11 protein-coding genes are annotated in these 16,155 nt (G+C 48.7%); 6 read left to right on the top strand and 5 right to left on the bottom strand.

The window, feature by feature from the left end; genetic code table 11:
• Positions 1 to 6 precede the first annotated feature (6 nt).
• On the bottom strand, positions 7 to 1,389 hold the full coding sequence (locus tag VV1_RS21455) for an aminotransferase-like domain-containing protein (RefSeq protein ID WP_193387269.1): 1,383 nt from the start codon (positions 1,387 to 1,389) through the stop codon (positions 7 to 9).
• A gap of 96 nt (positions 1,390 to 1,485) precedes the next feature.
• On the opposite strand from VV1_RS21455, the gene VV1_RS21460 reads away from it, so the two are divergent.
• Positions 1,486 to 2,385: an EamA family transporter gene (locus VV1_RS21460; RefSeq protein WP_011082238.1), complete on the top strand. Its 900-nt coding sequence runs from the start codon at positions 1,486 to 1,488 to the stop codon at positions 2,383 to 2,385.
• A 57-nt stretch (positions 2,386 to 2,442) separates the two neighbouring features.
• Here the strand turns inward: VV1_RS21460 and VV1_RS21465 are convergent, their stop codons facing one another.
• The 3 genes from VV1_RS21465 to VV1_RS21475 form a co-directional block, all read right to left on the bottom strand.
• Positions 2,443 to 3,846, bottom strand: coding sequence for a PTS fructose transporter subunit IIBC (locus VV1_RS21465; RefSeq protein WP_011082239.1), 1,404 nt, complete (start codon positions 3,844 to 3,846; stop codon positions 2,443 to 2,445).
• An 11-nt stretch (positions 3,847 to 3,857) separates the two neighbouring features.
• Positions 3,858 to 4,298: a PTS sugar transporter subunit IIA gene (locus tag VV1_RS21470; RefSeq protein WP_011082240.1), complete on the bottom strand. Its 441-nt coding sequence runs from the start codon at positions 4,296 to 4,298 to the stop codon at positions 3,858 to 3,860.
• A gap of 267 nt (positions 4,299 to 4,565) precedes the next feature.
• Positions 4,566 to 5,225 carry an HAD family hydrolase gene (locus VV1_RS21475; protein ID WP_011082241.1) on the bottom strand — a complete coding sequence of 220 codons (660 nt, stop codon included), beginning with the start codon at positions 5,223 to 5,225 and terminating at the stop codon, positions 4,566 to 4,568.
• 262 nt (positions 5,226 to 5,487) lie between these two features.
• Between VV1_RS21475 and VV1_RS21480 the strand changes: the two genes are divergently transcribed.
• The 4 genes from VV1_RS21480 (at position 5,488) to VV1_RS21495 (ending at position 14,185) form a co-directional block, all read left to right on the top strand.
• Entirely contained in the window at positions 5,488 to 5,784 is a 297-nt protein-coding gene (locus tag VV1_RS21480; RefSeq protein WP_011082242.1) for a hypothetical protein, read from the top strand.
• 293 nt (positions 5,785 to 6,077) lie between these two features.
• A complete protein-coding gene (fdhF, locus tag VV1_RS21485; protein ID WP_011082243.1) occupies positions 6,078 to 10,277 on the top strand; it encodes a formate dehydrogenase subunit alpha in 4,200 nt (1,399 codons plus the stop codon).
• Between the two features lie 166 nt (positions 10,278 to 10,443).
• Entirely contained in the window at positions 10,444 to 12,924 is a 2,481-nt protein-coding gene (locus tag VV1_RS21490) for a beta-mannosidase (RefSeq protein WP_011082244.1), read from the top strand.
• A 439-nt stretch (positions 12,925 to 13,363) separates the two neighbouring features.
• Complete coding sequence (locus VV1_RS21495) at positions 13,364 to 14,185, top strand: LysR family transcriptional regulator (RefSeq protein ID WP_011082245.1); 822 nt, start codon at positions 13,364 to 13,366, stop codon at positions 14,183 to 14,185.
• Positions 14,186 to 14,251: 66 nt separating this feature from the next.
• On the opposite strand, the gene xapA is transcribed toward VV1_RS21495, so the two are convergent.
• Entirely contained in the window at positions 14,252 to 15,085 is an 834-nt protein-coding gene (xapA, locus tag VV1_RS21500) for a xanthosine phosphorylase (RefSeq protein ID WP_011082246.1), read from the bottom strand.
• Positions 15,086 to 15,198: 113 nt separating this feature from the next.
• Between xapA and VV1_RS21505 the strand changes: the two genes are divergently transcribed.
• Positions 15,199 to 16,095, top strand: a complete 897-nt coding sequence (locus tag VV1_RS21505; protein ID WP_011082247.1) for a LysR family transcriptional regulator — start codon at positions 15,199 to 15,201, stop codon at positions 16,093 to 16,095.
• The last annotated feature ends 60 nt before the right edge of the window (positions 16,096 to 16,155 follow it).

Below are 16,155 nucleotides of genomic sequence, written 5' to 3' on the forward strand. Positions count from 1 at the left end.
GGTGCGTTAACAGGATTGGGTTATTGCTGCAGCGAGCAGACTCAGCTCATCTTGCACTTCTTGGGTTAATTCAAACCCAATGTTGATGCGCAGGCAGTCGTTGTAGAGCGACAACGTACTGAACAGTTGCCCTAAGCGGATATCGATCCGGTTCTCTTCGAGCAACGCGGCGAATTGGCTCAGATTCAAACCAGGAACTTGCAGCCAGAGCACCATGCCTCCTTGTGGGTGACTGATATTCACTTTACTTGGTAGCCGCTCAGACAAAAAGGCGAGATAGGCTTGTCGTAAGGACAACAGCTTGCTGCGACGGCGCTTTAACTGCTTAGCGTAGTGGCCCGTTTCGATAAAGTCGGCAATAGCTAACTGGATCGGTAAAGAGACGCCAAAACAGGCTGCACTGTGCTGTTGCTGATAGCGCTCCATGAACCGTCCGGGTAGACACCAGCCGAGACGATAACTGGGCGACAAACTCTTAGAGACAGAGCCACACCAAAGGATGAAACCATCTTGGTCATAGCATTTCGCTGGCAGAGGTGTGTGCTCAGAATAGGACAGTTCTAAGTAGACATCATCTTCAATCATCGGCACTTGATAGTGATTAGCAAGCTCGGCCAGCTTCTGTTTTTGCTGCGCCGACATGGTGATCCCCTGAGGGTTCATGTGCGAGGTGCAAAATACGCCCGCTTTTACGACGCCTTGTTGCAAATGCGCTTCCAACTGTTGCAGATCGATCCCATCGTCCAAAGAGGGGATTTCGACGATCTGTCGTCCCATTTGCCCAAGCAAATCCAAAATTCCACTAAAACAAGGTGAACTAATCGCGATGGTATCACCGACTTGGGTACAGGCTTCAAGTGCAGCCTTGATGGCTGGCATGCAGCCTGAGGTGATGATCAACTCAGCCGGATTGATATGCAGCCCAAGCTTGGCGAAATGATCGCTCAGCGCGTGACGCAAAGATGGTTCCCCACGGGTGTTCGGATATTGGTTGAGGCGTTTTCCTATCCGTTTACTCGCACGTCGAAAACTACGCTCCAACTCGTTTAACGCAGTTTCATCGATATTGGTGCTGGAAATGCCGAGCGGCCCATTATGTGGGGAGTGAATCGCGAAGCTTTGATTGACGGTTGAGACCTGGCTGACAAATTGCGCCCATTCTGGCGTTTTGTGTTTGCTGCGCTGTGGTGCAACGTAATAGCCCGCTTGCGGGCGAGCATGAATCCATCCTTGGGATTCTAATTCCTGATAGCAACTGACGGCAGTCGACATACTTACGCCCTGCTGCTTAGACAGCTGACGGAGCGAAGGCATTCGGTTTCCTTCTGCAAGTTTTCCTGTTTCGATTTCACGAATAAACTGATTTGCCAACGCTCTATAAATGCTCATTGCCTTCAACTGTACTGGTTTTTGCGTAAAAAATTGTATCTGTACCGTTAACTGTACCCAAGTCATACTCTTTTTCAACCAAAAGGGAGGAGAGTGATGAGTCGAAACGATTTATTTTTAGCCATTTTTGTTATGGCAATATGGGGATTTAACTTCTCGATGATCAAGTTGGGGATTACGGACGTGCATCCACTATTGGCCACCGCAGCGCGATTTAGTTTGGCGGTGATCCCCGCGATATTTTTTATTGCCCGTCCCAACGTTGCTTGGCGTTATCTATTGGCTTACGGCGTGGTGTTTGGCGTGGGCATCTGGGGCATGGCTTCTTGGTCGATCACGGCAGGCCTCTCATCGGGTATGTCTTCGGTTTTACTTTCATCGAATGCATTGATTAGCATGGCCGTTGGTATCTTGGTTCATAAAGAGTCGGCGTCAAAGCGTAAAGTGCTTGGCGCGGGTATGGCGTTGGTCGCTCTGCTGATATTGGTTTCCGCGACGAATGGCAACATTACCATGCAGGGGCTGATGTTTATTATGATTGCAGCCACGTGCTGGACGGTGATGGGGATGATCGTCAAAGCCTCTAAAACCACTCAAGCGTTTGCTTTCAATGTATGGGGGATGCTTTTTGCGCCCATTCCGCTGGTGCTGTTTGCCGTGGTGCTCTATGGCCCTGAGATCATTGAACAAGCAGTGAAGGTTTGGGATGTCAGCACCACCGTGGCGGTGGTTTTTCAAGCTTATCCCACCACCTTGTTTGGTTATTGGGTGTGGAATCGACTACTGATTCGCTACCCACTCAGTACCACAGCACCACTGACTTTGTTGGTGCCCGTGTTTGCCTTGGTCTCTGGTTATTTTATGTATGATGAAGTGCTTGGCAGTGCGCAAATTCTCGCGTGTGTCCTGTTTTTTGTGGGCATCGGTTTGATTGTGAAACCGGCAGGGAAGGGGCAAACGTTGTCACGCTATTCTCCTCAAGTCAGCAAAACCTAATGCTGGAAATAAAAAAGAGCCCTTGGGGGAAAGGGCTCTGGGGGAGGAGCTTAAGATTTAAGCTTGGATAAGTTCGGCGGCTTTTTTCATCGCCTCCTTGGTCGAACATTCGATGACTTTCGCGTTGGCAAAGCGGTGTGCATCTTTCACTTGGATATCGTGAGCCAGAATAACCAGCTTCGCGTTTGCCACATCTAGGTCTGTGATGCGGTTTTGAATGCCGTTTTGACCTTGTGTTTCTACTTTGATCTTGATTCCCGCTGCCGCGCCTGCTTTCTCTAGCGCTTTCGCAGCCATAAAGGTGTGTGCTACGCCAGATGGGCAACATGTTACTGCGACGATGTCGTACTCGCCTTCGCCTGCTGCTGGAGCCGCTTGAGCTTGTGCAGGTGCTGCTTCAACGATTTCGTCTTCTGCTTCTTCTTCCGCGACTGGTTTCCAGAAGCCAACGATAAGAGCGGTTGTTAGTGAGCCTAGTGCGATACCCACAACGTACATTGGGATGTTGCTTGATACAGGAGCTGTGATTAGACCACCCCATGGTGCGTGCAGTAGTACGTCTGTTAGGAAGCCGAACACACAGCCAACGATACCACCAGCAACGATTGAAGGAAGCACGCGCATTGGGTCATTTGCTGCGAATGGGATAGCACCTTCAGAGATACCGATAGAGCCCATGATTGCTGCTGCTTTACCTGCTTCTTGCTCTTGCTTAGTGAACTTCTTCTTGAATAGGAATGTTGCTAGTGCCATACCTAGAGGAGGCGTACAGATTGCGATACCAACACCACCCATTAGCCATGGTTGAGTATCAACTTGAGTTTGAGCGAATAGCGTTGCGACTTTGTTGATTGGACCGCCCATATCGAACGCCGTCATACCACCAAGAATCGTACCTAGAACCACTTTAGAAGCGCCAGCCATAGAAGCTAGGAATTCGTTCATAGAAGCCATGAAGATCTTGATTGGCTCACCGATACCCCATAAAACGATACCTGCAGAGATAAGCGTACCTAGTAGAGGGTAGATGAAGTAAGCGCCCAACGCAGTCATGTTAGCAGAAAGAGGGATCTTCTTAAGTTGGAATACCACACCACCTGCGATGAAGCCCGCTACGATACAACCAAGAAAGCCGCCGCCCATGTCAGCCATGATGCCAGAAGAGATCATCGCTGGCGCTAGTGCTGGTTTGTCTGCAATGGAGTAACCGATGAAGCCACCAAGAATAATTGGGAACAGCACCAGACCTTTAATGCCGATATTAGAAATATCCGCCAATAAACCGTCCGCAGGAACCGCACCTTTACCTGATGCCATGACCGCCAGCGCCAGTAGTACACCACCGGCAACGATAAATGGCAGCATGTGAGAAGTGCCAAATAAAAGGTGACCTTTCATGGTACTGAGAATTTTTTTGAAATCGCTACTATTATTAGTAGCTTGAGCGGTTAGGGTACTCATAATTTCACGCCTTATGATTGAATTAAAATATTAAGAATTTGAAGTTCGTCTTTTGCGTTATGAATATCTTCAATAAACTCTTCGCTAAATTTTCCGAATAATTCTTGAAGAACATAAATATGGTGGTTGGCACCGTTATCGGGTGAGGCAATCATGAAGAATACGGTCGGTTTGACGCCCTCTTCGTCGCCATACTCGATGCCTTCGCGCTTTACGCCAACAGCGATGGCAGGCTCTGTCACCGCTTTGCTTTTTGCGTGCGGGTAAGCGATGCCGTCCATTGAAGTCACGCTTAATGCTTCACGTGCTTCGATGTCGGTTAAAAAAGCCTCTTTGCTACTGATTCGATTATTTTCGAATAGCATTTGTGCGAGTTCCTCAAAGACTTCTTTTTTATTATTTGCTTGAAGTTTGCCTTTGATTAAATTGACGTTTGTTAGTTCGGTAATCATTTATTTGCTCATGAAGGTATTTAACTGATGAGCTAAAATTAATGGATGTAGAGTGTTACCGAAATAGCAAAAATAATTCACTCACTATACTTTTGTACCACACGTAATTAAGTGTGATGGAAGTCATTCTGTAAAAGATGATCGGAATTGAGCGTAATTGAAGGGGATTTTATATATTGTTTGTCATTTTTCGCTTGAAAAATAGTGCGATAGTCAGTGACCACAACAAAGCTATCACACTCGTGAGTAAAAAGGAGGACGAACAAACTAACCCCAATGCAATACCGTCCAGTTGGGGCGATGGGCATGTTGCTTAAGTAGCGGACAGGGATTCACCAAATAGGCGAAATCGGCGTACTCGCACAAGGGTAAATCGTTGATGGAGTCGGTATAGAAGTGAATCTCGCTGTAGTGCTTTGGCTGAGTTTCTTGCCACTGTTGTAACCGAGTGACTTTACCTTGGCGGTAGCTTGGTACGCCCTCAATTTCTGTGCTATAGCGGCCATGAACTTCCCGCATATTGATGCCTAAAGTTTGTCGGATCCCGATACATCGGCCGACTTCTGCTACTAAAAAACTGACACTGGCAGAGATGATCAACATATCTATTCCCTCATTAGCCAAGTGGTTAATGAGCGTGTTCGCTTGCGGGAAAAGCTTGTCCAAAATGCGCGTTTCAACGCACTCTTTGACCAACAGCTCAACCTCACAGGTAGTGAGGTTTGCAAGGGGAGCGATGGAGAAGCGCAGGTAATCTTCCATGTCCATTTTTCCCTGTGCATACAACGCCATAAGGCGTCGGTCTTCGGCGATAAAATCTGGAGAAGTGGCAATGCCTTTATCCACCAGAAACGCATTCCAGATCATCGCACAATCGCCTTGAATTAAGGTTTCATCAAGGTCAAATACATATAGGGGTGAAGGCATCGCACATCTCTTGGGTTGGTGTTGGCTGGGCTCGACTATCGCAGAGAGAGGAGCAAGCATGGTGTGATGAGATTACGTCATTTCTATTGCAGGTTTATGTCAGGTGTTTTTGGTGGCTATTGTTTTTGGCAGCAATTGTTTGTCGGGAGAAACTGCTTTCGCCTCTGAGTATTTGGTTGAGATTATTGAAAATAAAAAACGACGTGCAAAATTAAATTGAACTGCTATCATTCCTTGCATCAATAAGTTGAGGGTGTTGAATATGAAGTCTCTATTTGCGGTGTTATGCGCTGTTTCTTTGCCACTATGGGCGCAAGAGTCAGAGATTTTTCTACATCAATTAACCGAGTCCAAATTACTTGAAGAGGCGCCCATTCCGCCGGAATGTTTTAGCGACGCTTGTTTGGAAAAAGGGATGCGCAGCACTGTCCCTACTGCCGATGCGCCACCACGCGAGCCAAATGAAACGCTCGCCGTGATTGGGAGTGTTGTTTATGTGCTTGGTGAGTTTGGTTTGGCCGATCAGCGCTTCAAGGAAAGTGAACAACCGCTCAACTAATGTTCAATTCTTCTACTATTTCCCTCGTTTATCATTTGAACAAATTAGAGTAAAGACTCTGCTGTGCAGCGCCTTTTTGCTTATATCCGCTTCACATTCTGCATGATATTTCCCTAGGAAAGTTATGGATATTGAGTATGATGTCACACGGAGATTCCCCTAAATTTACTAGGGTTAAAAATGATAACAATTGAAGTAGCTCAGCGAGGCTGGAAAGTGGCCTCGTTTAAAGTAACTACGTTGCTTTTTTGCTGCCAAAGTCCGGTGAAACATCCCGGCCTAAGGGGTAACGTATGATCCAAATTGTCATAGACGGTAAATACCGTATCGTTGAGGCGGGGCAAACCGTTCTGCAAGCCGCCAAAGTGTGTGGGGTTGAGATTCCGTCTCTGTGTGGCATGAATCGTTCTGGTGAGAAGATTCCATGCGATTTGTGTGTTGTTGAGGTCGAAAGTGGCGGCACCCGCCGTGCTTGTGAGCTTGAAGTCTACAACGGCCTAACGGTAAACACGCAATCCGAAGCGCTGTCTGCGCATCGTAAACAGGCGCTCAACCGCATCATGAGTGACCACTACGCCGACTGCGAAGCGCCGTGCAAAACGGCGTGCCCTGCGGGCGTGGACATTCAATCCTATCTTTACCATATTGCGCAAAACGACCATCAAAAAGCGATTGAAGTGATCAAACGTACGCTGCCGATGCCTTTGTCAATTGGCCGCGTTTGTCCTGCGTTTTGCGAATCCGAATGTCGCCGCTCGCTGGTGGATGATGCGATTGCTATCCGCCAACTGAAACGCCACGCTGCGGACGCTGATCTTGCTGCGCAAGAAGCCTACACACCCGAGAAAAAAGCCGACAAAAACAAACGTATTGCGATTGTCGGCAGTGGCCCTGGTGGTTTAACTGCGGGCTATTACCTCACCAATGAAGGTTATCAGGTGGATGTGTTTGAAGCGATGCCACAAGCGGGTGGTTGGCTGCGTTATGGCATTCCCGAGTATCGTCTACCGAAGAGCATTCTCGATAAAGAGATCGCGTTGATGTGTCGCAACGGTATGGCGATTCATACTGATAAAAAACTGGGTCGAGACATCAGTTTGTCGCAGTTAAGCCAAGACTATGATGCGGTGTGTTTGGCAGTGGGTGCCTCAAAAGCGGTGGCGATGGATTACCCGGGTAGCGATCTTGATGGTTGTTATTTAGGGGTGGATTATCTGAAAGATTTCGTCACCGAGCAGCGTTTCACCACAGGCAAAAAAGTGGCGGTGATCGGTGGGGGTAACACGGCGATCGACTGCGCGCGGACGGCAGTGAGAACGGGGGCGGACACCACGTTGATCTATCGTCGTACTCGCGATGAAATGCCCGCGGAAGATTACGAAATCGAAGAAGCAGAACATGAAGGCGTCAAGTTTCACTTCCTGACCAATCCTGCGCAGAACATCGCCGACGGAGATGGGCGAGTGTGCTCAGTGAAGCTGGAAAAAATGGCGTTGGGTGCGCCCGATGCCTCTGGTCGCCGCCGACCTGAAGCGACGGGTGAGTATTTCACCGAAGCCTTTGATACCGTGATTGCCGCAGTTTCTCAACAAGCCGATTTGAGCTTTATGCAAGGGGAAGCGTTAACGCTGCCTCTGACTCGTTGGAACACCGCTGATGCAAATCCAGAAACCATGCACAGTGGCACCGGCAATATCTTCAGTATCGGTGATTTTCGCCGTGGCCCAGCCACTGCAGTTGAAGCGGTCGCGGATGGGCGCATCGCTGCGCAGGCCATTGACCGTTTCTTCGATGGTGACATGGAAAATATTCCCCTTAAGCCCTTCAATTCTCGTAAAGAGCAGAAGTTGAAACAGGTCGACCCGCTTCATTTTTCTCACCTGCAAAAAGTGGCGCGCACCATCATGCCTGAGCTGACCTCTCAGCAGCGCGAGCAAAGCTTTGAAGAAGTCGAGTTAGGCTTTGATAACGCCGAAGCGATGGCGGAAGCGGCGCGCTGTTTAGAATGTGGTTGCCAAGTCAACACGTCGTGTGACCTGCGCGATTACGCCACTGAGTATGGCGCGGAACAGCACTTCCACTATTCGGTGAACATCAAAAGCCATGATGAGTGGCAAGCATTGCGTCAAAACGATCCACGTCATAAATACCCGATCGACCACAGTTCTGAGTTTATTGTCTTTGATGCGAACCGCTGTATTAGCTGTGGTCAGTGCATTCAAGCTTGCCGTGAACAGTCAGTGCAAGGTGTATTGAGTTTCATGAACCTTGAAAAAGGTCGCCCGGTGGTGCGTCCGGATTGCCGTCCGAACTTTGGTGGTCAGGGAGTGAGGATGGGTGACTCACGCTGCGTGCAATGTGGTGCCTGTGTGCAAGCGTGCCCTGTGGGGGCGATGACCGATGCGCGCGATCGCTCGCAAGGCCGCGAAACGCCTTTGAAGAAAGTGGACACCATTTGTACCTACTGCGGGGTCGGTTGTAAGTTGACCATGCATGTTGACGAAGCGGCCAACCGAATTCGCTATGTCGAAGGGGCACACTCGCCGGTCAACGAAGGCATGCTGTGTGTCAAAGGGCGCTATGGTTTCGATTTTGTCGCCAGTGAAGAGCGGCTCACTACGCCGTTGATCCGTAAAGATGGTTGGTTGCAGCCAGCCAGTTGGCAAGAAGCCATCAGCTTAATTGCGGATAAGTTCAGCACCATCAAGCAAGATTTCGGTGGCCGCGCATTGGCAGGATTCTCATCGGCGAAAACCACCAATGAAGATAACTACGCCTTCCAGAAATTCATGCGTCGTGAACTGGGTACCAACAACGTCGATCACTGTGCAAGGCTTTGCCACGCATCGACCGTCACGGGATTAGAGGCGTCGCTGGGCAGTGGTGCGATGACCAACGACATTCCAAGCATCAAGCACTCGGATGTCATCTTCATCATTGGTTCGGATACCTCGGCGGCGCATCCGGTGATTGCGTCTCACATCAAACAAGCGGTTCGACATCATGGCGCGCGTTTGATTGTAGCGGACCCCAAACGCATCGGCATGGCGGATCACGCTGAGCTCTATTTGGCGCATCGCCCCGGCACGGATGTGATGTTGATTAATGGCGTGATGCAGCAAATCATCAAGAATGGCTGGTATGACATGGAGTACATCGAAGAACGTGTCGATGGCTTTGATACCATGCTGCAAGAGGTGATGTCGCCGGCCTATTCTCTCGACAAAGTCGAATTGGTGACGGGCGTAAAAGCCAACGACATTTTTGCCATGGCCCGGATGATCGGTACCGCGAAGCGCACCGCCGTCTACTACTCAATGGGCATCACCCAGCACACCACGGGGCATGACAACGTTCGCTCTATCGCCAATCTTCAATTACTGTGTGGCAACATTGGTATCGAGGGTGGGGGTATCAACCCATTGCGCGGGCAGTCGAACGTGCAGGGCGCGTGCGATATGGGCGCGTTGCCTAATAACTACCCGGGCTATCAAAAAGTGTATAACCCATTGGTGCGCGAGAAATTTGTCATTGAATGGGATGCACCCAATCTCTCTGCGGAGCCGGGATTGACCCTAACCGAAATCATCGATGGGGCGTGCCGCCGTGATGTACGAGCGCTTTATGTGATGGGCGAAAACCCCGTATTGAGCGATCCCAATCAGGCGCATGTGATTGAGGGATTGGAGGCGCTGGATTTCTTGGTGGTGCAAGACATCTTCCTCACGGAAACCGCGCAATACGCCGATGTGGTCTTGCCTTCTTGCTCGTTTGCTGAAAAATCGGGTCACTTTACCAATACGGAGCGCCGTGTTCAGCGTATTTATCCTGCGGTGAACCCTCCCGGTGAAGCAAAAGAAGATTGGCGAATCATCCAAGAGATCGCCAATGCGATGGGTAGCGATTGGCACTATCGTTCGGTGGCGGACATCACCAACGAAATCACCCGCGTGACGCCACAATACGCAGGGCTGAAATGGGACAACATCACCCGCGAAGGCGTGCAGTGGCCGAGCAACAAAAACAACCCTGCAGGCACGCGAATCATGCACCAAACGCAGTTTACTCGTGGCAAAGGCCAGATGGAGGCGATCCCGTTTCGCTATGCCGCAGAACTGCCTGATGAAGAGTACCCACTGGTGCTTACCACAGGGCGTGTTCTTGAGCAGTTCCACACCGGTACCATGACGCGCAAAACGCAGGGCTTGAACAATCTTGCGGGGCCACGAGCGATGATCAGCGTGCAAGATGCCGAGGCGCTCGGCATTGGCAATGGCGACATGCTGAAAGTCTCAACCCGTCGTGGTGAAATTGAAATCGCGGCGTTTGTCACTAAGCGTATGCAAGCGGGCGTGGTGTTCATCCCGTTCCACTTTGTTGAGTCGCCAGTGAATCGACTCACCACCACGGCGACCGATCCTCATGCGAAGATCCCTGAGTTCAAAGTGGCGGCGGTACGCGTGGAGAAACTGCACACTGCGCTGGTGGAGTAAGCCACGACTAACTCGCAACTCCCTATACTTAATGGCTCACCCAGTGTGAGCCTTTTTATTTCTTGAAGTGCGCCGCAATTTATCAGTCGTTAACAATACCTTGAAAAAAACAGGGATATTGGCCACTACACTGAGCAAAGCCAATAACAACACAATAGGTTTTACTATGCGTTCGCATGCGACTTTTGCTTCCCAATCCTTACATTCTGCTGAGCTTAATTTAAATGGTGAGTGGCGACTCACTTCTCCTCAACGCCCTGACATTTCTGTGCCGATGATCATTCCCGGTGACAACGTCTCCGCGCTTTTGCACGCGGGCATTATTGATGACCCTTATTGGGGCGAAAACGAAAAACAAGCGCAATGGATCGCGCAAGTCGATTGGCACATCGAACGCTCGCTTTGGCTTGATGAATCTCTCCTTCAGGCCCAAGCCATATGGATGACCCTCACTCGCGTTGATACCTTGATGACGCTGTTTATCAACGAACACAAAGTGCTTGAATGCAGCAACATGTTTGCGCGTCACCAAGTCGATATTCGCCCCTTTTTGCTGCAAGGGGAAAACCAAGTGCGCGCAGAATTTCGCCGAGTAGACCAAGAAGCGAATCAGCGTGCCAAAGCACTGCCCTTTGTGATCCCTTCTGCGATGGGCAACAATCAACTGCCGCACATGAACTTAATCCGCAAAACCCAATGTCACTCTGGTTGGGATTGGGGCATCTGCCTGATGGTGTCTGGTATTTACGATGAGATTGAGCTGCAAGCGGTCAATCACACTTGGCTGAAATCACTCACCACTGAGCAGCAATGGCGCGACGATGGCAGTGTAAAGGTGTTGCTGAGTGCCGACATCGAAACCACGTTGCCGACGTCACTTCAGTTCCGTTTGGCAGAGCAAGAGCAGCGGGTGGAAGTGAGTAAAACGGGCGTTGTTGTGTGCGAGTTTGAGATCGAAAAACCGCAATTGTGGTGGCCAAATGGCTATGGCGAACAGCCACTTTATACCGCTTCTGTGCGTTGTGAGGAGCAGCATCTCTGCCGACGGATTGGCCTGCGTCAGCTGTCGCTGAATACACAACAAGACGACCTTGGTTCCGCGATGGAGTTTGTCGTCAATGGCGTGCCGATTTTTGCCAAAGGGGCGAACTGGATCCCGATTGATGCGATGCCATCTCGAGAAACACCAGAACGCTATCGCCAGCGTTTACAAAGTGCGGTGGATGCCAACATGAACATGATTCGCGTGTGGGGCGGTGGTCAGTACGAAAGCGATGTTTTCTACCGTTTGTGTGACGAGCTTGGTTTGCTGGCGTGGCAAGACATGATGTTTGCGTGTTCACTTTACCCCAGCCACGATGCCTTCTTGGCAGAGGTCGCCCAAGAGCTGGCGTATCAAATCCCAAGGTTACGTGAACACCCGAGCGTTGCGCTTTGGTGCGGTGATAACGAAGTCATTGGAGCGATTGGTTGGTACGACGAATCGCGACAAAACAAAGTGAAATACACGGTCAATTACGATCGCCTCAATCGCCATATTGAAAAAACCATAGCCGGCATCGATAGCAGCCGAGCTTTCTGGCCAAGCTCCCCCTGCAACGGTGAACTCGATTTTGGTGACGCCTGGCACGATGACAATAAAGGCGACATGCACTTTTGGGATGTGTGGCATTCCGGTAAACCGTTTACGGCTTATCAAAGCGTTAACCCCCGTTTTTGCTCGGAATTTGGTTTTCAGTCTTGGCCTTCTTTGGCGGAGGTCAAACGCTTTGTGCCAGAGGAGGATTGGAACATCACTTCGCCCACCTTTGAAGTGCACCAAAAGAACCCAAGAGGCAACAGCATCATCACCGAGATGTTCACTCGCTACTTCCGTTTCCCAACCAGTTTTGAGCAGATGCTCTATCTCAGCCAAGTGCAACAGTCGATGGCAATAAAAACCGCCAGCGAACATTGGCGCGCCATCTCCCCAGTGTGCCGAGGCATTCTTTACTGGCAGCTCAACGACAACTGGCCAGTGAGCTCGTGGTCGAGTTTGGAATACAGTGGCCGCTGGAAACAGCTGCACTACCAAGCCAAACGCTTTTTCGCACCGGTGCAACTGATCTTCTCTCAGCCCAAAACGTCGCAAAATGAAGCGCGCGGCGCAGCGTTGAATTTGCATTTGCTCAACGACACCCGCCAAGCCTGTGAAGTGAGCGGACGGGTCAGTTGGATCAATTGGCAAGGTGAGGTAGAGCAAAGTTGGTGTTTTACGCAGAGTGCGGGCGCGGACAGCAATCAAGTGGTGTGGCAAAATGAGCTGGATACAGCTCGCCTCAAACACGGCTTCTTTTACGTTGAAGCCAGTGTGAATGGCGATACCATCGCTACCCTATCGCCACTTAATAACACATGGTTCTCCACTCACGAGCTCAAGAGCTTGCCCATGGCTAAAGCCGACATTGAGGTAAGCATCGAAGGTAATCACATCACTTTGGTCGCAGATAAGCCGGCCTTTTATGTCCATTTAGAATGTGATACCGAGGGGCGATTCAGCGATTCCAGCATCACTTTACTTGCAAACCAAGCCGTGACCATTGAGTTTCTCGGAGAAGACACCGAAGCCATGGCCAACACCCTCAAGGTGTATCATTTGATGCAGTAACCTTAAAGTTGAGTGATATCTTTTAAGGTACGAAAACGGCCCTGTCTTAGGGGCGTTTTCGTTGACTTTTCCCGCTTTATTCTAATGGTTGTTCTATTTTTGTAGAGTATTAGTTCTAGTTTGTAAAATCCAGAATAACGATTATTGTTTATTCCTTGTCATTGATCACTATTTTGACAAAACTTCTATTCTCATTTTTTTACAAATGGACATAAGTTGTATTTTGTTTTCCGTATTTTTGGATTGTTACCAAATTTAGATGTTTGTGATTGCCCTAATGCATTGTAATTAAAGGTTTTTGACGTTGTTCTTCTAATTGTGGCTTATTGATATATAAAAATAACTAATAATCACGATATCTATAATAAGTTATTATAAGGTATGGCGAACTTTATATTATAAAATATCAATCGAACTATAATAATAAAGAGAGTTCATAATGATAAATATAAATTCTATCGACGTTAAATCGCTAAATGTTTTATGCGCTGTTTATGATGAAAACAGCTTTTCAATGGCTGCGGAAAGATTATGTCTTACACAACCTGGAGTTTCACAGCATGTTAAAAAATTGGAGTATTTATTAGGCAGTAAAGTTATAAAAAGAGGTAAGAAAATTGAACTAACGGAACACGGTCAACTACTTTATGACTTTGCAAATGATTTAAGAAAAATGCATGAGGAACTTAATAGTAAGCTAAACCAAGGTTATCTATCTGTTCCTATCAGTTTCATATCGTCAGATTGCTTGTCCCCCACAATTGAAGAAAAATTGCTAGAAGAGTTAAAGATTGGCTATGAAGGTTCCGTCATCGTCCATGGTAACAACAACGTTCAAACAACCGCCGATGTTCAACTTACCCCTGTATTCGGCGATAAAAAAACACTTTCTTTATCGGAATTCCATCATAATTTTCAGATACTTGGTCGAGATGATTCAGATGTTCCCATTGATACTGTTATGTACAGTGAGCCGCTTCCAAAGGAAGTAGTTCGAGAGGAAATACATAACAGAGGTTACAAAATTGCGGAGACTTGTCGATGGATACCCATGGGAAGCAGGCTGATGCAATATACACATATGAATGGAAGGTCATCGTTAATGGTATGTCCTGACTGGGTGCAAAATAGCCAATTTGCAGTTTCCACTCCTTTGGACATACAAGTACGTTTTTTGATGAAAGTAACACACGATCATATTGGGCTGGATACCGCAAAAACACTTCAAAATGTATTAATAGAGAGCTTATTTACAGGCTAGCTTCGTTACCTATAAAAATGCCCAAGTCACCTGGGCATTTTTATAGGTGAATTTGCAACGAGATTGTTAAGAAGTGGCAAAATGGCTCTTAATAAACGCTTTAATCAGTTTAATGAAATCCGCTTCGGCCAGTTTTGCACAGGCGAGGGTTTGAGCGTGTGAGAGAGTAACGTCGCTGAGCCCTTCAGCCATGTTGGTGATGGCGCACAAGGCCAACACAGGGAGGCCGCAGTGAGCGGCTGAAATGACCTCAGGAACAACCGACATGCCCACCACATCACCACCGATGATTTGCATCATGCGAATTTCCGCGGCGGTTTCAAAATTTGGTCCAGTGTATGAGACAAAGACCCCTTGATTGAGATGAATGCCCTCGGCCTCGGCGACAGTCAGTGCTTCGCTGCGCAGTGATTTATCGTAGGCATTGGCAAGGCTGAAAAATCTTGGCCCGTAGGCGTCGTCGTTGGGGCCAGTCATCGGGGATTCTGGCATGGTGTTGATGTGATCGTTAAAGACCACCAAGGAACCCACATCGATGCGTTCAGGGCGGAGTGAGCCCGCGGCATTGGTGACCAGAAGAAATTCACAGCCTAAGCGCTTAAAGGTGCGCACAGGGTTGGTCATCACTTTCATGGTTTGATGTTCGTAGTAATGGCCTCGGCCTTTCATGCAGATGACATCGATACCGAACAGTTTGCCCAGAACCAACTCGCCGCTGTGCCCCTCAACCGTGCTAACCGGAAAACCCTCCAGTTCTTGATACGGTATAACAATTTTGTCATCGAGTTCATCAGCAATCACGCCAAGGCCAGAGCCGAGAATAAACGCGACTTTAGGTTGGTAATTGGGTTTGTAGCTGTAAATGGTTTCAAGCGCTTGGTTGACTGGATCAAATGTCATGGTGTTTCCTCTTTCTTGTTATCTGATGAACACTTTAGCGCAAATGTTGTATGGCAAAAATCGCTTAAAATGGCATGATTGTGCTGAATAATGGCACAAAATGAGGTGGGTAAGTGGAAGAAAGGATCACGCTTAAAATGTTGCGTTATTTTGATAAAGTGGCGCAGTTGGGGCAGTTCAGTCGGGCGGCGGAGCAGCTCAATATCACCAAGTCTCCTTTAAGTGCACAAATCAAAGAGTTGGAAGAGGTGTTGGGCACGGCGCTGTTTGAGAGAAACACGCGGAATGTACAACTGACTAAAGCTGGCGAACAGTTGCAGGTAGAATGCGTCACTTTGTTTGCTCAGTTTGAACGCTCGATTCATCGGGTAAAGCAGTGCGCGCGCGAAGAGAGGCAGCAACTCGATATCGGCTTGATGAGTTCGATTTTCTGGGCCGGTTTTGGCCCCGCTTTTCATGCACTGCAACAACTGATGCCGCATGCCACGCTGAACTTACTTGAGCTCTCTCCTGAGAAGCAGGTCCGCCAGTTGTTGATGCACCAAATTGATCTAGGACTGGTGCGTTTTGCCGATACCCGTGATGTGGCGCCACTCTTGAGTGAGTGTCTCTACCAAGAATGCATGGTGGTGGCATTGCCCAGTGAACACCCATTAGCGCAACGAGGACAGTTAACGCTTAGTGACTTAAAATCGGCCGATTTTGTAATGCTCAAACAAGAGAACTCTTCGTCCACGCGTTTAATTGCTGAGTACTGCGCTAAGGCGGGTTATCGGCCCAACATCGTGCAAGAAGTGGTGGAGCCAAATACGCTTCTGGCGGTGATTTCGGCGCGTCAGGCCGTGTCGATTGTGCCGCAGAGTTATGCCAATTTATCTTGGCCTCAAGTTCGTTTTATTCCATTAAAACAACGCATTCCGGCGGGTGTTTATGCGCTTTATCATCCTGAGGCTCAGAGCAACATCAAGCGGATGATTGATGAACTCAAGCAAGCGATAGAAAAGAGATAGAAAAAGTGGCAGAGAGAGCCGGGGAGAATGAACCGCCAGCCTCAGTGAGGCGTTGGCGGT

Source organism: Vibrio vulnificus CMCP6 (assembly GCF_000039765.1).
In the GTDB taxonomy this organism is placed as follows: Bacteria; Pseudomonadota; Gammaproteobacteria; order Enterobacterales; family Vibrionaceae; genus Vibrio; species Vibrio vulnificus_B.